Annotated in this window: 17 protein-coding genes and 2 tRNA genes; 8 read left to right on the forward strand and 11 right to left on the reverse strand. The window is 69.0% G+C overall.

From position 1 onward, the window contains the following. Positions 1-22: 22 nt before the first annotated feature. A complete protein-coding gene (proP, locus tag KK097_RS03125; protein WP_250896389.1) occupies positions 23-1,588 on the reverse strand; it encodes a glycine betaine/L-proline transporter ProP in 1,566 nt (521 codons plus the stop codon). A 288-nt stretch (positions 1,589-1,876) separates the two neighbouring features. On the opposite strand from proP, the gene valS reads away from it, so the two are divergent. Together valS and KK097_RS03135 are read left to right on the forward strand one after the other, a co-directional pair. Then, on the forward strand, positions 1,877-4,471 hold the full coding sequence (gene valS / locus KK097_RS03130) for a valine--tRNA ligase (protein ID WP_250896390.1): 2,595 nt from the start codon (positions 1,877-1,879) through the stop codon (positions 4,469-4,471). Between the two features lie 65 nt (positions 4,472-4,536). Further along, entirely contained in the window at positions 4,537-4,788 is a 252-nt protein-coding gene (locus tag KK097_RS03135) for a hypothetical protein (RefSeq protein WP_214530441.1), read from the forward strand. A gap of 141 nt (positions 4,789-4,929) precedes the next feature. Here the strand turns inward: KK097_RS03135 and KK097_RS03140 are convergent, their stop codons facing one another. Continuing rightward, positions 4,930-5,769: an alpha/beta fold hydrolase gene (locus tag KK097_RS03140; RefSeq protein ID WP_214530440.1), complete on the reverse strand. Its 840-nt coding sequence runs from the start codon at positions 5,767-5,769 to the stop codon at positions 4,930-4,932. Between the two features lie 122 nt (positions 5,770-5,891). Here KK097_RS03140 and KK097_RS03145 point away from each other — a divergent pair, with 122 nt between their 5' ends. Both KK097_RS03145 and KK097_RS03150 read left to right on the forward strand, forming a co-directional pair. Next, on the forward strand, positions 5,892-6,473 hold the full coding sequence (locus tag KK097_RS03145) for a TetR/AcrR family transcriptional regulator (RefSeq protein WP_214543661.1): 582 nt from the start codon (positions 5,892-5,894) through the stop codon (positions 6,471-6,473). Positions 6,474-6,699: 226 nt separating this feature from the next. Then, the gene (locus KK097_RS03150; RefSeq protein ID WP_214543662.1) at positions 6,700-8,724 is read left to right on the forward strand and encodes a M3 family metallopeptidase; all 2,025 of its coding nucleotides are present in this window, start codon (positions 6,700-6,702) and stop codon (positions 8,722-8,724) included. Between the two features lie 75 nt (positions 8,725-8,799). Here KK097_RS03150 and clpX read toward each other — a convergent pair whose 3' ends face one another. Continuing rightward, positions 8,800-10,080 (reverse strand): ATP-dependent Clp protease ATP-binding subunit ClpX, encoded by a 1,281-nt coding sequence (clpX, locus tag KK097_RS03155; RefSeq protein WP_111224128.1) that lies wholly within the window; start codon positions 10,078-10,080, stop codon positions 8,800-8,802. Between the two features lie 236 nt (positions 10,081-10,316). Between clpX and KK097_RS03160 the strand changes: the two genes are divergently transcribed. Both KK097_RS03160 and KK097_RS03165 read left to right on the forward strand, forming a co-directional pair. After that, positions 10,317-11,045 (forward strand): YcnI family copper-binding membrane protein, encoded by a 729-nt coding sequence (locus tag KK097_RS03160; RefSeq protein WP_214530437.1) that lies wholly within the window; start codon positions 10,317-10,319, stop codon positions 11,043-11,045. Positions 11,046-11,095: 50 nt separating this feature from the next. After that, on the forward strand, positions 11,096-11,704 hold the full coding sequence (locus KK097_RS03165; protein ID WP_214543663.1) for a copper resistance CopC family protein: 609 nt from the start codon (positions 11,096-11,098) through the stop codon (positions 11,702-11,704). Between the two features lie 63 nt (positions 11,705-11,767). On the opposite strand, the gene KK097_RS03170 is transcribed toward KK097_RS03165, so the two are convergent. The 5 genes from KK097_RS03170 to KK097_RS03190 form a co-directional block, all read right to left on the reverse strand. Next, a complete protein-coding gene (locus tag KK097_RS03170; protein WP_250896391.1) occupies positions 11,768-12,427 on the reverse strand; it encodes an ATP-dependent Clp protease proteolytic subunit in 660 nt (219 codons plus the stop codon). A gap of 26 nt (positions 12,428-12,453) precedes the next feature. Then, positions 12,454-13,083, reverse strand: a complete 630-nt coding sequence (locus KK097_RS03175; protein ID WP_182064839.1) for an ATP-dependent Clp protease proteolytic subunit — start codon at positions 13,081-13,083, stop codon at positions 12,454-12,456. Positions 13,084-13,252: 169 nt separating this feature from the next. Next, positions 13,253-14,560 (reverse strand): trigger factor, encoded by a 1,308-nt coding sequence (gene tig, locus KK097_RS03180; protein ID WP_214543664.1) that lies wholly within the window; start codon positions 14,558-14,560, stop codon positions 13,253-13,255. 53 nt (positions 14,561-14,613) lie between these two features. Beyond that, a tRNA-Pro gene (locus KK097_RS03185) sits at positions 14,614-14,690 on the reverse strand. A gap of 93 nt (positions 14,691-14,783) precedes the next feature. After that, positions 14,784-15,059 carry a hypothetical protein gene (locus KK097_RS03190; RefSeq protein ID WP_214543665.1) on the reverse strand — a complete coding sequence of 92 codons (276 nt, stop codon included), beginning with the start codon at positions 15,057-15,059 and terminating at the stop codon, positions 14,784-14,786. A 54-nt stretch (positions 15,060-15,113) separates the two neighbouring features. Between KK097_RS03190 and KK097_RS03195 the strand changes: the two genes are divergently transcribed. Together KK097_RS03195 and KK097_RS18565 are read left to right on the forward strand one after the other, a co-directional pair. Next, positions 15,114-15,184 (forward strand) — tRNA-Gly (locus tag KK097_RS03195). A 219-nt stretch (positions 15,185-15,403) separates the two neighbouring features. Continuing rightward, positions 15,404-16,288 (forward strand): G5 domain-containing protein, encoded by an 885-nt coding sequence (locus KK097_RS18565; RefSeq protein WP_307858327.1) that lies wholly within the window; start codon positions 15,404-15,406, stop codon positions 16,286-16,288. Positions 16,289-16,334: 46 nt separating this feature from the next. On the opposite strand, the gene KK097_RS03205 is transcribed toward KK097_RS18565, so the two are convergent. The 3 genes from KK097_RS03205 to KK097_RS03215 form a co-directional block, all read right to left on the reverse strand. Next, positions 16,335-16,667, reverse strand: a complete 333-nt coding sequence (locus KK097_RS03205; RefSeq protein WP_214543666.1) for a hypothetical protein — start codon at positions 16,665-16,667, stop codon at positions 16,335-16,337. A 166-nt stretch (positions 16,668-16,833) separates the two neighbouring features. After that, positions 16,834-17,124 carry a DUF1905 domain-containing protein gene (locus tag KK097_RS03210; RefSeq protein ID WP_214543667.1) on the reverse strand — a complete coding sequence of 97 codons (291 nt, stop codon included), beginning with the start codon at positions 17,122-17,124 and terminating at the stop codon, positions 16,834-16,836. Between the two features lie 225 nt (positions 17,125-17,349). Further along, complete coding sequence (locus KK097_RS03215; protein WP_214543668.1) at positions 17,350-18,327, reverse strand: endo-beta-N-acetylglucosaminidase H; 978 nt, start codon at positions 18,325-18,327, stop codon at positions 17,350-17,352. Positions 18,328-18,357 lie beyond the last annotated feature (30 nt).

The raw sequence follows: 18,357 nt of genomic DNA on the forward strand, positions 1-18,357 counted from the left end.
TTGCCGCGGGGCGGCCGCGTGGTCAGGAGCCGGACGGCTCCTTCTGGGCGGCGTCGGCCGAGATGATTGGGATCTCGCTCGTCGAGAACTCCTTCGCCCAGTCGGACTGCGCGAGCTCCGACGTCGGGTCGTTGTAGTCCTCGATGACGCCGGCGACCTCGTCCTCGGAGCCGACCGTCGGGCCGGAACCCATGAGCGGGCTCGCGGCGGTCTCCTTGGTGAAGTACACCGCGACCAGGCCGATCACGGCGGCGAGCATCAGGTAGAACGCGGGGATGTCCTCGGCCCAGCCGTACCCGGCGTCCTTCGCGGCGTTGATGAGCGCGGCGGTCGCGAGCGGGGTGGTCCCACCGAAGAGCGACACCGAGACGTTGAACGCGATCGCCAGGGCGCCGTAGCGGATGATCGTCGGGAACAGCGCGGGCAGCGTCGAGGGCATGGTCGAGGTGAACGTGACCAGCACGACGCCGAGGATCAGCAGCCCGGCGAAGACGCCGACGCCGGTGCCGGTCTGGACCAGCTTGAGGGCCGGCCAGGACAGCAGGATGAAGCCGATGCAGCCGGCGGCGAGCACCGGACGGCGACCGAACCTGTCGGACAGTCGGCCACCGAAGGTGATGACGACCATCATGAGCAGCATCACGATGACGATCAGGATGAGGCCGAACGTGGCGTTCTGGCCGAGGTTCTGCTCGAGGTAGGTCGGCATGTACGACAGCAGCATGTAGTCGGTCACGTTGAAGACCAGGACCAGGCCGATGCAGATGATGAGCGAGCGCCAGTTCTCGGCGAAGAGCTTGATGAAGGGGGTCTTCTGCCCCTCGCGCTCGGCGGCCTGCTCCTGCTGCTTCTGGAACGCCGGGGTCTCCTCGAGCTTGAGGCGCAGGTAGAGACCGATCAGGCCGAGGGGGCCCGCGATGATGAACGGGATGCGCCAGCCCCAGCTGAGCAGGGCGTCCTCGGAGAGGCCGAACTGCAGGCCGGTGACGATCGAGGCACCGAGGACGTAGCCGGCGAGGGTGCCGAACTCGAGCCAGGAGCCCATGAACCCGCGGCGCTTGTCGGGCGAGTACTCGGCGATGAAGGTCGCGGCGCCGCCGTACTCACCACCGGTCGAGAAGCCCTGCACGAAGCGGGCGACGAGCAGCAGGACCGGGGCCCAGAAGCCGATCGTGTCGTACGACGGGATCAGACCGATCATCAGCGTGCCGGCGGCCATCAGGATCATCGTCAGCGCGAGGACCTTCTGCCGGCCGATCTTGTCGCCGATCGGGCCGAACACGGCACCGCCGATCGGGCGCACGATGAACGCCGCGGCGAAGAAGCCGAACGTGGCGACGATGTTCGCGGCCGGGTCGCCCTGCGGCAGGAACACCTGCGAGATGGTGACCGTCAGGTAGGCGAAGATGCCGAAGTCGAACCACTCCATGGCGTTGCCGAGCGCGGCAGCCGCGACGGCACGCTTGAGCAGCGACTCCTCGACGACGGTGACGTCGTCCTTCGTGAGGTCGCGACGAGCGCGCTTCGCAGCGCCCTTCGTGCGCAACGGCCGATCGCCGTGCGGGTGGGGTGCGTTGTTCGGTGCCAAGTCGTTCCTCCGGGGTGCGGTGCTTCCTTCGGGCGTCCGGCGGACGGCAACGTTGCAGCTCCTGCGAACTCTGCGTTCGCCGGACAAACTCCGACAGACTAGCAGGCCCTTGGCGTGTCCGACAGTTCGGTGTGCTAGGCGCTGGCGGTGGCAGGCCGCGGGCTGCCAGGTCACCCGGCTCCGGACGCGTGCACGGCCGCTACGATTGGGGCACCGCGCGTCAGGCGCGGAACACTCAGGCACCTCATCACGGACTCGGTGCCGCACACACGTACGGAAGGCACACCCATGACCAAGCCCATGCCCGAGAAGCCGAGCGTCGACGGACTGGAGCAGGTCTGGGGGCCCGTCTGGGAGCAGGACGGCACCTACCGCTTCGACCGCGACGCCGCCGGTCACCGCGACGCCGTCTGGTCGATCGACACCCCGCCGCCCACCGCGTCCGGCTCGCTGCACATCGGCCACGTGTTCTCGTACACGCACACCGACCTCAAGGCCCGGTTCGAGCGGATGCGCGGCAAGCACGTGTTCTACCCGATGGGCTGGGACGACAACGGTCTGCCCACCGAGCGGCGCGTGCAGAACTACTACGGCGTCCGCTGCGACCCGACCCTGCCGTACGACCCCGACTTCACGCCGCCGTTCGAGGGGGGCGACGGCAAGTCCTCGAAGGCCGCCGACCAGCTGCCGGTGTCGCGCCGCAACTTCATCGAGCTGTGCGAGCGCCTGACCGTGCAGGACGAGCAGCAGTTCGAGGAGCTCTTCCGCACGCTCGGCCTGTCGGTCGACTGGACCCAGTCGTACCGCACCATCGGCGACACCTCGCGGGCCAGCGCCCAGCGCGCGTTCCTGCGCAACCTCGAGCGCGGCGAGGCCTACCAGGCCGACGCCCCGACCCTGTGGGACGTCACGTTCCGCACCGCGGTCGCGCAGGCCGAGCTCGAGGACAAGGAGATGCCCGGCGCGTACCACGGCATCGCCTTCCACCGCACCGACGGCGGTGACGACGTCGTCATCCAGACCACCCGCCCCGAGCTGCTGCCCGCCTGCGTCGCCCTGGTGGCACACCCGGACGACGAGCGGTTCCAGGACCTCTTCGGCACCACGGTCCGCTCCCCCCTGTTCGACGTCGAGGTCCCGGTGCTCGCACACCACCTGGCGCAGAAGGACAAGGGCGCCGGCATCGCGATGGTCTGCACCTTCGGTGACACCACCGACGTCGTGTGGTGGCGCGAGCTGCAGCTGCCGAACCGCGCGATCATCGGGTTCGACGGCCGCGTGCGCTCCGACGAGCCCGCCTGGATCGAGTCGGCAAAGGGCCAGGAGCTCTACGCCGAGATGGCCGGCAAGACCGTGTTCTCGGCCAAGAAGGTCGTCGTCGACGCCCTGACCGAGTCCGGGGAGCTGATCGGTGACGTCAAGACCATCCAGCACCCGGTGAAGTTCTTCGAGAAGGGCGACAAGCCCCTCGAGATCGTGTCGACCCGCCAGTGGTACATCGTCAACGGTGCCCGCGACGAGCAGCTGAAGAGCACGCTCCGCCAGCGCGGCGAGGAGATCGCGTTCCACCCGGACTTCATGCGCGTCCGCTACGACAACTGGGTCGGTGGCCTGTCCGGCGACTGGCTCATCTCGCGCCAGCGCTTCTTCGGTGTGCCGCTGCCGGTCTGGTACCCGCTCGACGCCGACGGCAACCCGGTGTTCGACCAGCCGATCGTGCCGACCGAGGCGCAGCTGCCCGTCGACCCGGCCTCCGAGCCCGCCCCGGGCTTCACCGAGGACCAGCGCGGCGTGCCCGGCGGGTTCCAGGGTGAGCTCGACGTCATGGACACCTGGGCGACCTCGTCGCTGACCCCGCAGCTCGCGGGCAAGTGGGAGACCGACCCAGCGCTCTACGAGCTGGTGTACCCGTACGACGTCCGCCCGCAGGCGCAGGACATCATCCGCACGTGGCTCTTCACGACCGTCCTCCGCAGCCAGCTCGAGGCGGACGTGGTGCCGTGGAAGCACGCCTCCATCTCCGGCTTCATCGTCGACCCCGACCGCAAGAAGATGTCGAAGTCGAAGGGCAACGTCGTCACGCCGCTGTCGATCCTCGAGCAGCACGGCGCCGACGCGGTCCGCTACTGGGCGGCGTCGTCCAAGCTCGGCACCGACGCGGCCTTCGATCCGCAGAACCCGAAGCAGATCAAGGTCGGCCGTCGTCTGGCGATCAAGGTGCTCAACGCGGCGAAGTTCGTCTACGGCTTCCCGCTGCCCGAGGGCGCGTCGAGCGTCACCGAGGCCCTCGACGTCGACATGCTCGCCGAGCTCGGCGCGGTCGTCGAGCAGGCCACCGCGGCGTTCGACGGGTTCGACCACGCCCGTGCCCTCGAGATCACCGAGCGCTTCTTCTGGACGTTCTGCGACGACTACCTCGAGCTCGTGAAGGAGCGTGCCTACGGCACCGCGTCCGACGCGACGCACGAGACGCAGGCGAGCGCGGTGCTGGCGCTGCGCGGCGCGATCGACGTGCTGCTCCGACTGCTGGCACCGTTCCTCCCGTACGCGACCGAGGAAGTGTGGGCCTGGACCCACGACACCAGCGTGCACCGGGCCTCCTGGCCGACCGCGGCCGACCTGCCCACCGACGCGGCCCCCACCGGACTGCTCGCGGCCGTCGGACAGGCGCTCATCGGGATCCGCGGCGCGAAGACGGCGGCGAAGGCGTCCCAGAAGACGCCCGTGACGCGTGCGGTCGTCGCGGCGCCCGCCGAGACGCGGGTGCTCATCGAGCGCGCGGCGGTCGACCTGGCGGCCGTCGGCCGCATCGAGAACCTGTCGTTCGTGGACGGCGACGAGCTCGCCGTCACCGAGATCGAGCTCGCGGAACAGCAGGCGTAACGTCGGTCGTCCGGGCCGGGTCGCGTCGGCGACCCGGCCCGTCAACCACCGGACTGGAGGCACGGATGCAGTTGGGCACACGCTGGAACGTGGGTGGGGAGCCGCCTGCGCGACTGCCCGAGGCGATGGTCGTCGCCGTGCGCGAGGTCGAGGACGAGCTCGCGGCGGAGTCGGTCGACACGGGGACGTGGGGCTGGACCCTGACGTTCCTCGAGGGCAAGCCGATCGTCGAGCTCGATGACGGCACCTCGATCCACCTCGACGCGCTCGGGCACGCCCAGGTCACCAACCCGGACGACGCGGGCGAAGAGGACTGAGGCGAGGGCGCGCGCTGCGCGGCGCGCTGCGCGCGGTTCGTTTGGCGTGCAGAAATGGTCGGGTCCCCGGTGGGGACCCGACCATTTCTGCTCACGATGCGGGCGCCCCCACCGGGGAGCGCCCGCGTGATCGCCGAGGGATCAGGACTCGGCGAGCCAGGTGCCGAGGACCTCGTTCACCTCGGCGGTGTGCGTGGTGAGCAGGCCGTGCGGGGCGCCCTCGATCTCGACGTACTTCGCCGCGGGCAGCGCCTGGGTGAAGCGGCGGCCGGTGGCGTCGATGGGCAGGATGTTGTCCGACGTGCCGTGCACGATCAGGGCGGGGACGGTGACCTTCGGGATGTCCTGGCGGAAGTCGGTCGGCCAGGTCAGGGGCGCCGCGGCCGACGCGATCGAGCCGGAGCCGGCCGCGATGTTCCAGGCGTTGCGGACCTGCTCCTCGGAGATGCGGCTGCCGAGGTTCTCCGACAGGTTGAAGAAGTCCTGGTAGAAGTTCGTGAAGTACGCGTAGCGGTCCTTCGCCACATCGGCGGCGACGCCCTCGAAGAACGACATCGGGCCGGCACCGTCCGGGTTGTCGTCGGTGATCGCGAGGAACGGCTCGAGCGAGGCCAGGAACGCGACCTTCGCGATCCGCTCCTCACCGTGGCGGCCGATGTAGCGGGCGATCTCGCCGGTGCCCATCGAGAACCCGACGAGGATCACGTCGCGCAGGTCGAGGGTCTCAAGGAGCGTGTTGAGGTCGTCGGCGAAGGTGTCGTAGTCGTAGCCGGTGGACGGCTGCGAGGACTGGCCGAAACCGCGGCGGTCGTACGTGATGACGCGGTACCCGGCCTCGAGGAGCATCGGGACCTGCCCCTCCCAGGAGTTGCCGTCGAGGGGGAAGCCGTGGATCAGCACGATCGGCTGTCCCTGGCCCTTGTCCTCGTAGTGGAGTTCGATGTCGACGCTGTTCTCGGTTCCGACGGTGATGGCACCCATGATCGTTCCTTCCCTGAGTATCGCGGAGAACGAGCGTTCTCTGCCGATGTGGACTACAGTAGAGAACGCCCGTTCCCGACGCAAGTCGGGGATGGTGAACACTCAGGGAACGGGGTACACACATGGCCACCAGCACCATCGAGCCGGACGTCCGAGCACACATCGTCGAGGTCGCCGACCAGCTCTTCTACACGCGCGGGATCCAGTCCGTGGGGATGGACGAGATCCGCACGGGCGCGGGGGTCTCACTGAAGAAGCTGTACGCCGCGTTCCCCGGCAAGGAGCAGCTCATCGCCGCGGTGCTCGCCGGCCGGCACGACATGTGGGAGCAGGGCGTGCACGGGGCGGTCGAGGCCGCTGCCGGCCCCCGCGACAAGCTGCTCGCGGTCTACGACTTCCTGGAGTCGTGGTTCGGCGACGACACCTTCCGCGGCTGCGGGTTCATCAACGCCTTCGGCGAGCTCGGTGCGACCTCGCCCGCGGTCGCCGAGATCGCGCGCGAGCACAAGGACTCGTTCCAGCGGTTCATCCAGGAGCACACCGCCGAGGTCGTCGCCGACCCGGTCCGTGCCGAGGAGCTCGCGGCCCAGCTCGCGCTGCTCGCCGAGGGCGCGCAGACCACCGCGGCCATCGCCGGCACCACGGCGCCGGCCGCGCACGCGCGTCGCGCCGCGGTGACCCTGATCGACGCTGCGATGCGCTGATACGCGATCCGGGACGGACGGGAGGCCCGTGGCGATGCCGCCACGGGCCTCCCGTCCGTCTGTTGGTCGCGCCGGGCGCGGGTGCGTCTGCCGGGCCGATCCGGGCGTACCTGGTCGTTCCGGGCGTACCGGGTCGGTTCTTTCGACCAGGTATGCCCGATCCCGCTTCCCAGTCCGGGTGTCATGGGAAGGAACGGACTCCAGCACCCGTGCATAGGGTGGGCAGATGGCAACCCCGTTCGACGTCCCGAGCACCCTCCCCTACGCCCTGCCGCCCTTCGGCGACGTGCGACTCGAGCACTACCGACCGGCCTTCGAGGCCGGCATGGCCGAGCAGCGCGCCGAGGTCGAGGCCATCGCCACCGACCCGCACGCCCCGACGGTCGAGAACACCCTGGTCGCGCTGGAGCGGTCGGGGCAGCTGCTGACCCGTGTCAGCCACGTGTTCTTCACGCTGTCGTCGGCCGACTCGACGCCTGAGCTGCAGGACCTCGAGGCCGAGGTCTCGCCGCTCCTCGCCTCCCACCGCGACGCGATCACGCTCGACTCGCGCCTGTACGCCCGCGTGCAGCAGGTACTCGACGGGGCCGAGGCCGCCGGGTTGACCGGTGAGGCGCTGCGGCTGGTCGAGCGGACCCACGCCGAGATGACCCTGGCCGGAGCCGGCCTCGACGACGCGGGCAAGGAGCGACTGACCGCGATCAACCAGGAGCTCTCGACCCTCACGACGACCTTCGAGCGGAACCTGCTCGAGGACACCAACGACTCCGCCGTGCACGTGACGCGCGAGGACGAGCTCGAGGGCCTGGACGACGGTGCGAAGTCCGCCGCCGCCGGTGCTGCCGCCGACCGTCGGCTGGACGGCTGGCTCATCACGCTGCCGCTCTACACCGGCCACCCGTGGCTGTCGTCCCTGGCGAACCGCGACCTGCGCGAGCGGATCATGCGCGCGTCGCTCGCCCGCGGCAGGCGCGGCAACCAGTACGACAACCGCGAGGTCCTGCTCCGCATCGTCCGGCTCCGGGCCGAGCGTGCCGAACTGCTCGGGTTCCCGAACCACGCCGCCGTCGTCACCGCAGACGAGACCGCGAAGACCCCCGAGGCCGTCGACGGCCTGCTGTCCTCGCTCGTCGGTGCCGCCGCCCGGAACGCCGACGACGAGCGGGCCGTCCGTTCCCGCACGGTCGGGTTCGACATCGAGTCGTGGGACTGGGCGTACGCCACCGAGATCCTGCGTGGGGAGCAGTTCGCCGCGGACAGCACCGCGCTCCGCCCGTACTTCGAGGCCGACCGAGTCCTGCACGACGGGGTCTTCCACGCCGCCGGCGCCCTGTACGGTCTGAACTTCACCGAGCGCCCGGACCTGCACGGCTACAACGACGAGGTCCGGGTCTTCGAGGTCACCGGCGACGACGGCGAGCCGGTGGGGCTGTACCTGCTCGACCTCTACACGCGCGACGGCAAGCGCGGTGGCGCGTGGATGAACCCGGTCGTCGAGCAGTCCGAGCTCCTCGGCACCCTGCCCGTCGTGGTCAACAACCTCAACGTCGCGAAGCCGGCCGCCGGCTCTCCCACCCTGCTCATCCAGGACGAGGTCGAGACGCTCTTCCACGAGTTCGGGCACGCCCTGCACGGCCTCATCGCCAGGACCACCTACCCGCGGTTCTCCGGCACGAACGTCGAGCGGGACTTCGTCGAGTTCCCGAGCCAGGTGAACGAGATGTGGGTGTCGTGGCCGTCGGTCCTGGCGAACTACGCGAAGCACCACGAGACCGAGGCTCCCCTGCCGCCGGAGCTCGTCCTGGGGCTCAGCGAGTCCGAGGGCTTCAACGAGGGATTCGGCACGACCGAGTACCTCGCCGCAGCGCTGCTCGACCAGGCGTGGCACCGCTTGTCCGCCGCCGAAGCCGCCGCCGTGACGTCAGTCGAGGACTTCGAGCGAGACGCCCTGGCCGACGCCGGCATCGCGGTCGACGCCGTACCGCCGCGGTACTCGTCGACGTACTTCGCGCACACGTTCTCGGGCGGGTACGACGCCGGGTACTACGGGTACATCTGGTCGGAGGTGCTCGACGCCGACACGGTGGAGTGGTTCCGCGAGAACGGCGGGCTGGACCGGTCGGCCGGCAAGCGGTTCGCCGAGCGTCTGCTCGGGGTCGGCGGCGCGAAGGACCCGCTGGAGGCCTACCGGGACTTCCGCGGCCGCGACGCCGAGGTCGGCCCGTTGCTGCGGCGCCGCGGACTGGAGTAGGCGGCGCACGGCACGAACGACGAAGGCCCGCACCGATCACGGTGCGGGCCTTCGCGCTGAGGACGACGAAGCAGGCTACGCCGACTTCTCGACGCGCTTCGCCCGGGGCCGCGGCACGATCGTCGGCGCCGCGTTCTCGAGCACGGACTCGCGGGTGATCACCACCCGGGCCACGTCGTCGTCCGACGGGACGTCGAACATCACCGGGCCGAGCACCTCTTCGAGGATCGCCCGGAGCCCGCGGGCACCCGTCTGGCGCAGCACCGCGAGGTCCGCGATGGCCTCGAGCGCGCCCTGGTCGAACTCGAGCTCGACGCCGTCGATCTGGAACATCCGCTGGTACTGCTTGACCAGCGCGTTCTTCGGCTCGGTCAGGATCTGCATGAGCGCCGCCTGGTCGAGCTGCGACACCGTGGTGACGACGGGCAGACGACCGATGAACTCGGGGATCAGGCCGAACTTGTGCAGGTCTTCCGGCAGCACCTCGGAGTAGAGGTCCTGGTGGTCGGACGCGCTGTGCAGGGGCGCCCCGAAGCCGATCCCGCGCTTGCCGACCCGCGAGGACACGATGTCCTCGAGCCCGGCGAACGCACCGGCCACGATGAACAGCACGTTCGTCGTGTCGATCTGGATGAACTCCTGGTGCGGGTGCTTCCGACCGCCCTGCGGCGGGACCGAGGCGACCGTGCCCTCGAGGATCTTGAGCAGCGCCTGCTGCACACCTTCGCCGGAGACGTCGCGGGTGATCGACGGGTTCTCGGCCTTGCGCGCGATCTTGTCGACCTCGTCGATGTAGATGATGCCCGTCTCGGCGCGCTTCACGTCGTAGTCGGCGGCCTGGATGAGCTTGAGGAGGATGTTCTCGACGTCCTCGCCCACGTAGCCGGCCTCGGTCAGGGCGGTGGCGTCCGCGACGGCGAACGGCACGTTGAGGCGCTTGGCCAGGGTCTGCGCCAGGTACGTCTTGCCGCAGCCGGTCGGGCCGATGAGCAGGATGTTCGACTTGGCGATCTCGATGTCGTCGCGGTCTTCGGCGGCGGTGATCTGCCCCTGCGCCCGGATGCGCTTGTAGTGGTTGTAGACGGCCACGGCGAGGGCGCGCTTCGCCGGGTCCTGCCCGATGACGTACTCCTGCAGGAAGTCGAAGATCTCGCGAGGCTTCGGCAGTTCGAAGTCACCGCTCGAGGTGTCTTCTCCGGCTTCGGCCAGACGTTCCTCGATGATCTCGTTGCAGAGCTCGACGCACTCGTCGCAGATGTAGACGCCGGGTCCGGCGATCAGCTGCTGGACCTGCTTCTGGCTCTTGCCGCAGAACGAGCACTTGAGGAGATCGCCGCTCTCTCCGATGCGTGCCATTCCCGTGCCTCCCTGATTGGACATGCCGGCCGCGCTGTCGCACCACCGCTGGTGCACCGCTGCTGGTGGGCACCTCGTCGTGGACACGAGCCTAACCGCAACCGGTGACACCGACCGCGATGCCCCTCCGGAATCCGCCAGCGCGTTCGCCCAGGGCGTGCGGGCCTGCTACGGTGATCGCGACTCCTCTACAAGTTGTAGAACCACAAGCCAGGAACCCTCTGGAAGGAACCCCCATGCAGAAGCGTCTCGCCGCCGGCGGCGCCGTCACCCTCGGTGTCGCAGCAGTCATCGTCCTCGGGAGCGCCACGTCGGCCAGCGCGCACGTCTCCGCGACGGCCACCTCCACCGCGGCGAACTCGTACACCACGGCGACCTTCTCGGTCCCGCACGGCTGCGACGGCTCCCCCACCACGAAGATCGAGTTCCAGGTGCCGGAGTCCGTCATCGAGGTCACGCCCACCGTGAACCCGAACTGGACGATCACGAAGGCGACCGAGCCCTACACCGACCCCTCGGCCTCCGCGTCCGACGAGGACCACGCCGAGACGGCCGCCGAGCGCGTCACCAGCGTCACCTACACCGCCAAGACCCCCCTGCCCGCCGACGAGCGCGACACCTTCGCGCTGTCGTTCTCGCTGCCGGACGGCAAGGCCGGTGACCTGGTCGAGTTCCCCGCGATCCAGACCTGCGAGAAGGGCAGCGTCGAGTGGAACCAGGAGCAGCAGGCCGGCGAAGCCGAGCCCGAGCACCCGGCACCCTCGATCACCCTGACCGCCGCCGAGGCGACGGACGACGACGGCGACCCGGTCGCCGCGACCCCGACGGCCGAGGCCGCCGGCACGAACGCTTCGAGCGACCCCGACCTGGTCGGCCGGTTCCTCGGCCTCGGCGGCCTGGTGCTCGGCGCCGTCGCCCTGGTCGTCGCCGTCGCCGGCACGCGTCGTCGGAGCTCCGCCAAGTGACGCAGCGCGGCTCGCGTCGGTCCCGGCCACGGTCCTCTGCCTGGAGGCTCGTGGCCGGGTCCGCCGCGGCCGTCGCGATCGCCGGTGGTGCGGTCCTCGGGCTCGCCGGTCCGGCCAGCGCGCACAACTACCTGATCTCGTCCGACCCGGAGGTCGGCGGCACCCTGACCGAGCTGCCGGAGACCTTCGACATCACGACGAACGACAAGCTGCTCGACATCGGCGACTCGGGGTCGGGCTTCGCGTTCCGCATCGTCGGCCCCGACGGGAAGTACTACGAGGACGGCTGCGTCGACGTCGAGGGGCCGTCGATGACCACGGCCGCCGCACTCGGCGACTCGGGCGGGTACACCGTCGAGTGGCAGATCGTCTCCGCCGACGGGCACACCGTGTCCGACGAGTACCCCTTCACGTGGAAGGCGCCGTCGGGCTTCACCCCGGCCTCGGGAGCCGCGAAGCCCCCGACCTGCGCCACCGCGGGCAACGACGCCGCCGGCTCGGACACCACCACCGGGACGGCCTCGGGGTCGAACGACTCGGCAGCGTCCGACGCGATCTGGATCGGCGCGGGTGGCGTCGTCCTCGTCGGCGTGGTCGTCGCGGTGCTGCTGCTCCTGCGCCGCAAGCCGGCCCCGGAGTCCGACGACACCGAGGACTAGCCACCGTGCAACGACGAAGGCCCCGCACCGATCGGTGCGGGGCCTTCGTCGTTCGTGCTGGTGCTACTTGACGAGCGCCGGCAGGTTCTTGCGGCTGGTGAGGACCTGGTCGATCAGGCCGTACTCCACGGCTTCCTGCGCCGACATGATCTTGTCGCGCTCGATGTCGTGGTTGATCTCCGCCGGCGTCTTGTTGGAGTGCTTCGACAGCGTCTCCTCGAGCCAGGTGCGCATGCGGAGGATCTCCGCCGCCTGGATCTCGATGTCGGACGCCTGACCGCCACCCTGCTGGGTCGCGGGCTGGTGGATCAGCACACGGGCGTTCGGCAGCGCGAGACGCTTGCCGGGGGTGCCGCCGGCGAGGAGCACCGACGCGGCCGAGGCCGCCTGGCCGAGGCAGACCGTCTGGATCTGCGGACGGATGTACTGCATCGTGTCGTAGATCGCCGTCATCGCGGTGAACGAGCCACCGGGCGAGTTGATGTACATCACGATGTCGCGGTCGGGGTCCATCGACTCGAGCACGAGCAGCTGGGCCATGACGTCGTCAGCCGACGCGTCGTCGACCTGCACGCCGAGGAACACGATGCGGTCCTCGAAGAGCTTGGCGTACGGGTCCTGGCGCTTGTAGCCGTAGGCCGTGCGCTCTTCGAAGCTCGGCAGGATGTACCGATTGTACGGAGCCGGGACGTTCTGCGCGCCACCGAGCATGGGGAGATGCATTCTCGTTTCCTTTTCTTCGGTGGTGATCAGGACTGGGCGTCGGGCTCGGCTGCGCTGGTGGGCGTCTCGCCGTCGCCGACGGTGCCACCACCGCCGATGACCTCGGCGCTCGAGGCGCGGAGGTGGTCGACGAAGCCGTACTCGAGCGCTTCCTGCGCCGTGAACCAGTTGTCGCGGTCGTTGTCCTTGAGGATCTGCTCGATCGACTTGCCGGTCTGCTCGGCCGTGAGCTCCGCCATGCGCTGCTTCATGTCGAGGATGACCTTGGCCTGCGTCTGGATGTCGGCGGCGGTGCCGCCGAAGCCACCGGACGGCTGGTGGAGCAGGACGCGGGCGTTCGGCGTGATGTAGCGCTTGCCGGGCGTGCCGGAGGACAGCAGGAACTGTCCCATCGACGCGGCGAGGCCGATGCCCACGGTGACGATGTCGTTCGGGACGAACTGCATCGTGTCGTAGATCGCCATGCCGGCGGTGATCGAACCACCGGGCGAGTTGATGTAGAGGTAGATGTCCTTCTCAGGGTCCTCGGCGGCGAGCAGCAGCAGCTTGGCTGCGATCTCGTTCGAGTTGTCGTCGCGGACCTCGGAGCCGAGCCACACGATCCGGTCTCTCAGAAGGCGGTCAAAAACACTGGGGTTCAGTGTTGCTTCGGCCATGGAAAAGCTCCCGTTCAGTTGTCGCTTGTTGTCGAACTTATCGGGTGCAACGCACCAGTTCTCGTCTGTTCGCCGACAGCAATGCGGTGGTGCGGAAAACACGAGACGGGAGGCGCGGTGCCAACTGGCACCGTGCCTCCCGTCCGTCGTGCTGGTGGCGTCGAGATCGTTACTCGGCAGCCCCTGCCGGCTCCTGCGCGACGCCCGCCGTGAAGGCGGACAGGTCGACGGCGTCGCCGTTGGTGTCCTTGACGGTCACCTTGGACAGGACGGTCGCGACCGCCTTCGAGCGGGCGACCTCGCCGACCATGCCGGGGATCTGGCCGTTCTGGTCGATGACCTTGATGAACTCGGCCGGCTCCATGCCGTACTGCGCGGCGGCCTGGATGAGGTACTGGGTCAGTTCCTCCTGCGAGACCTGGATCTCTTCCTTCTCGGCGATCGCGTCGAGGAGGATCTGCGAGCGGAAGGCGGTCTCGCTGGACTCGGAGACCTCCTTGCGGTGCTCCTCGTCCTCGAGGCGGTTCTCCTGCTCGAGGTGACGGTGCACCTCGTCGGCGATGAGCTGCTCCGAGATCGGGATGTTGACGTCCTCGGTGAGCTTCTCGACGAGCTTGTCGCGAGCCGCGGCGCCCTGACCGAAGGTCTTGGACTTCGCGATCTGCTCCTTGAGGTCCGCCTTGAGCTCGTCGATGGTGTCGAACTGGCTGGCGATCTGGGCGAACTCGTCGTCGGCCTCGGGGAGCTCGCGCTCCTTGACGGCGGTGACGGTGACGGCGATCTGGGCGGTCTCGCCCTCGCGGTCGCCACCGACGAGCTTCGACTCGAAGGTCGTCGACTCACCGGCGGTCAGGGACTCGAGCGCCTCGTCGATGCCCTCGAGCAGGTCGCCGGAGCCGATCTCATAGGAGACGCCGGTGGCCGAGTCGACCTCGTCGTCGCCGATGCTGGCGGTGAGGTCGATCTGCGCGAAGTCGCCGGTCTTCGCCGGACGGTCGACCGTCACGAGCGTGCCGAAGCGGGTGCGGAGGTTCTGCAGCTCTTCTTCGATCTCGTCGTCCGACACCTCGACGGCGTCGACGGCGAGCTCGTACGAGGAGTAGTCCGGCAGGTCGAACTCGGGGCGGACGTCGACCTCGAAGGTGAGGACGAGGTCGCCGGTGAAGTCCGCGACGTTCGGCAGTTCGGCGACGTCGGCCTCGGCACGGCCGAGGATGCGCAGCTCCTGCTCTTCGACCGCCTGGCGGTAGAAGTTGTCGATGGCGTCACCGACGGCGTGGTTCAGGACCTCGCCGCGGCCGACGCGCTGGTCGACGATCGCCGGCGGGACCTTGCCCTTGCGGAAGCCGGGGATGTTGATCTGCTCGGCGATGTGCTTGTAGGCGTGGTCGATGCTCGGCTTGAGATCGTCCGGCGTCACGTTCACGGTGAGCTTGACGCGGGTGTCGCTCACCTTGTCGACGGTGCTGGTGGCCAAGGGATGTTCTCCTGTTGGTTGACGTTCGTGTGGTCGGTGGTGCTCGAAGGACCTGGTCGGGGCGACAGGATTTGAACCTGCGACCTCCCGCTCCCAAAGCGGGCGCTCTACCAAGCTGAGCTACGCCCCGTTGGTGTGTGCCAGGGATCGGCCGCGCACGCGCAGGGCGCATGCGACCCCGGTGAGTCTAGCGGTCCGACGCCGCGCAGTTCCCGGACGTTGTTCAGTCGTCGTCGGCGGCGCCTCGCAGGCCGCGCCGCCAGCGCACACCGACGGCCACCTGGACCCCGAGGGCGGCGACCGCGAGCAGCAGCCCGACGACGATCCGCCAGACGTGCAGCAGGGCGTGCACTGGCTGCGACTGCGGGTCGCCGAACAGGTCGGGGCGCAGGGAGAGGACCGCGGCGGCGAGGACCACCAGCACGTACGAGACCACCCTCGACCGGCGGATCGTGCGCTCGGCACCGGCGTCGGGCTTCGGGATGACGCGCGTCGGCATGTCGGTGCTCGTTCGTCCGCTACGATGGTCGGGCTGCGCCTGGTGCGCAGGCGCGGGGATGTAGCTCAATGGTAGAGCCCCAGTCTTCCAAACTGGCTACGCGGGTTCGATTCCCGTCATCCCCTCTCTTCGTCCCCTTTCTGCCGTCGCCGCACGGTGCGTTGTTGTTCGGCCCGTGCGCGCTGGGTTGCTCTGTGCGAGGCCGTTCCGGCGCACCGAGCGATCAACTCCGCACAGTGTGGACACGTGCGCACCGTGCATCTCGGCACCACCCAGAACTGGGGATGGGGCGGTGGAGCTGTCTCCAGGACACTTGAGCGGTCCTCGCCATGCATAGGAGCTCAGTGCCGAACCCCCGCCAGACCACAAGCCCGCGTTCGCCACGTACCCGTCGTCGGGTACCGATCATCACGTGGGTCGGCATCGTCGGAACCGCCGTCCTCGCACTCGCCGGCCTCGCGTCGACCGGGGTCTGGGGGATGCTGATGATGATCGCGCTCGTCATCCTGCCCACGACGCTCTACGCCGTTGCCTTCCGGCGCTCGACGTGGCTCCGGATCCCGAGGAAGCGCGCTACTGCCGCGATCGGTGCGGGCATCGCTCTCGCCGCATTGATCGGATCCACCTCGGCCTACGGTGCGACCCATCCGTTGCCCGACGCACCGGCACAGGTCGCCGCCGCGACGACCCCGAGCACGACGACGGCCGCGAAGCCGAAGACGTCCCCGACACCGACACCGACACCGACGGTGACGGTGACGCCCACTCCGACACCGTCGCCGACACCCACGCCGATGGTCACGACCAAGGCGGTGACGGAGACCTCACGGATCCCGTTCAGCTCCACGACAGTGCAGAGCTCGACGCTGGCGCAGGGGACGACGACGGTCACGACGCCCGGGGTGCGGGGCGTCACCACGAAGACCTACACGGTCACCTACACCGACGGCGTGGAGTCCGGTCGAGTCCTGACGAACGAACGCGTGACGACGCCGCCGGTGACGCAGGTGACGACGGTCGGCACCTACGTCGCTCCCGCAGCGCCGGTAGCTCCGACGTGCTCGAACGGCACGTACGTCAATTCCGATGGAGCAACGGTCTGTCGGCCCGAAGCCGCTTCGAGCGCACCCGCCGGAGCGACGGCACAGTGTGTCGACGGTGTGTACAGCTACAGCCAGTCACGGCGAGGGACCTGCTCCGGGCACGGCGGCGTCGCCACCTGGTTGTGACGCACACAGCTGAGACGATGAGCGGTCCCACGCTCCCGGGTCGTCCCTAGAGCGCTCCGAGCGGTGTTTCTTCGACTTCCTGCCGCAGCATCCGGTAGTGCTGCTCCCAACCGGGAGTGCCGCGTCCCGCAACGTGCAGCGCGGTCCGGACGGCACCGAGCGCACGGTCGAGCGCACCGGACTCGTCGTCCGCGTCGACGCCGATCGAGAAGGTGAGCGTGCCGGTCGACAGGTCAGCGGTCAGGTCCTGGTCGTGGACGTCGTCGAGGTCGAAGAGTGCTTCCGCGATGGTGTCGAAGTCCGCCGCGAGGGCTGCGCGCCGATCGTCCGCTGCCCCGAGTTGCGCCACGCACTCGAGCCGCAAGAGGTAGTTCGTCATCACGTTCTCCTGTCCTCACAGCCCGTTCGCGCGAGCCGATACTTCAGATGCACAACATACCAGGGGCAAAGAGCCCGACAGTGACGGCGAGAGCAGCTGGCGGTCGCTGTGGGAAGGTCTCGCGATCGCCGGACCTGTGGAGGACTGACGGTCAGTGGCACGAACGTCAGGGGTCGGCGAACTCGAGGGTGATCTCCGGGGAGTCGCCGAGGTCCACCCGGGCACGCTTCCGCTCCGCCGCACGCAACGGCACGATGTACCCGCCGTCCTTCGGGAACAGCGACGTCGTCCACGTCACCGAGCCGATCGTCACGCGTGCCGGGATCACACCCCACCCGTAGGTGAGCACCGGCGCGAGGTCCGCGATGACCTCGGCCACGTCCGGCGGCACGACGGCGAAGAAGAACGGTGACGGGCCACGCCACTCGATCACCTCGCCGCGGAACTCGAGCTCCATGCGGCGATCGTACGGCCGCGGCGTCGAGCGCGCCGGATCGGGATTCGTTCTCGGTGGATGACGGTTCCGGTTCACGATCGCCGGAATCTGCGAACCGGAACCGTCACGGACGAGGAGGAACTGGTGCCTCCCCGGAGCCAGCGGGACCCGGACGACGGACGCGCCCCGTGCCTCCAGGCCGGAGCCGGGGAGCACGGGGCGCGAGCCGCCCTCAGGACGAGCGCGTCAGCGGTACGACGCGGCCTGTCCGTACAGCACCTTGGTGAACGACGACACGTACGCAGACTCGTCGCCGTCCGGCAGGTTGTACGTCATGAAGACGCCGTACCCGTCGGCCTTCGTGCGCTGTGCGAGCGAGACCGCGGTGGCCTGCGGGGTGTTCTGGATGTCGACCGCGGCGGCGGACAGCTTCGACTTCGGCAGCCCCGGGATCGTCGGCGCCGTGTAGGTGCCGTAGTACGGGTTCCAGGCGTAGTCGAGCTTCCCGCTGATCGACGGGTTCGCCGTCTTCAGGGCGTCGGACGACGGGCCGATGTCGTAGAACGAGATGATCTTGCCAGGCATGTCGGCACGGAGGGCACTGATGAGCCAGCCGATGGACTGCTGGTTCGGCTGCGGGGTGCCGTTCACGCCGTAGTCGGAGTACTCGTCGTCCAGGTCGACGCCGTCGAGTCCGTACTTCTTCACCGTCGCGGAGACCTGCGCCGCGAAGTCCCGCGCCGCGGCCTTCGTCGGGAAGTTCGCGAGGCCGGCGCCCTGGTGGTTGCCGAGCACCGAGAGCGTCACCTTGATGCCCTTGGCCTGCAGTGGGCGGATCTGCGTGGCGGCCTGGTCGAGGGTGCGCTGCACGTTCTCGTTGTTGTAGAGGACCGCCTTGCCGTCCTCGTAGTTGATGTTCGCGGCGAAGATGATCGCCACGTCGAACGCGTTCGCGCCGTTCTCCAGCGTGTACCGGCCGACGTTGGCGAGCTCGTCGTTGTTCACCTCGACGTAGGCGATGCTCGTCGGCCCCGACTTGGTGGGCGCAGCGTGGTGCCCGTGGCCATGACCATGACCATGACCGTGACCGCCCCCGTGGGACGCGCCGTGGCCGTGACCGTGCCCGGAGGGGGAGGGCGCTGCGGATGCAGCGGCGGGCACCAGCGGTGCCGCGAGCATGGCGACCAGCGCGGTCGCGATGCTGAACTTCGTGGACTTCTTCATGACACTCCTCAGCGAGTGATGAACCGGTCG

It is taken from the genome of Curtobacterium flaccumfaciens (assembly GCF_018598405.1).
Taxonomy (GTDB): domain Bacteria; phylum Actinomycetota; class Actinomycetes; order Actinomycetales; family Microbacteriaceae; genus Curtobacterium; species Curtobacterium aurantiacum.

Coding starts and splice junctions, on each gene's coding strand:
- valS (WP_250896390.1), top strand. CDS start 1,877: ATGACCAAGCCCATGCCCGAGAAGCCGAGCGTCGACGGACTGGAGCAG.
- KK097_RS03135 (WP_214530441.1), top strand. CDS start 4,537: ATGCAGTTGGGCACACGCTGGAACGTGGGTGGGGAGCCGCCTGCGCGA.
- KK097_RS03140 (WP_214530440.1), bottom strand. CDS start 5,769: ATGGGTGCCATCACCGTCGGAACCGAGAACAGCGTCGACATCGAACTC.
- KK097_RS03145 (WP_214543661.1), top strand. CDS start 5,892: ATGGCCACCAGCACCATCGAGCCGGACGTCCGAGCACACATCGTCGAG.
- KK097_RS03150 (WP_214543662.1), top strand. CDS start 6,700: ATGGCAACCCCGTTCGACGTCCCGAGCACCCTCCCCTACGCCCTGCCG.
- clpX (WP_111224128.1), bottom strand. CDS start 10,080: ATGGCACGCATCGGAGAGAGCGGCGATCTCCTCAAGTGCTCGTTCTGC.
- KK097_RS03160 (WP_214530437.1), top strand. CDS start 10,317: ATGCAGAAGCGTCTCGCCGCCGGCGGCGCCGTCACCCTCGGTGTCGCA.
- KK097_RS03170 (WP_250896391.1), bottom strand. CDS start 12,427: ATGCATCTCCCCATGCTCGGTGGCGCGCAGAACGTCCCGGCTCCGTAC.
- KK097_RS03175 (WP_182064839.1), bottom strand. CDS start 13,083: ATGGCCGAAGCAACACTGAACCCCAGTGTTTTTGACCGCCTTCTGAGA.
- KK097_RS03190 (WP_214543665.1), bottom strand. CDS start 15,059: ATGCCGACGCGCGTCATCCCGAAGCCCGACGCCGGTGCCGAGCGCACG.
- KK097_RS03205 (WP_214543666.1), bottom strand. CDS start 16,667: ATGACGAACTACCTCTTGCGGCTCGAGTGCGTGGCGCAACTCGGGGCA.
- KK097_RS03210 (WP_214543667.1), bottom strand. CDS start 17,124: ATGGAGCTCGAGTTCCGCGGCGAGGTGATCGAGTGGCGTGGCCCGTCA.
- KK097_RS03215 (WP_214543668.1), bottom strand. CDS start 18,327: ATGAAGAAGTCCACGAAGTTCAGCATCGCGACCGCGCTGGTCGCCATG.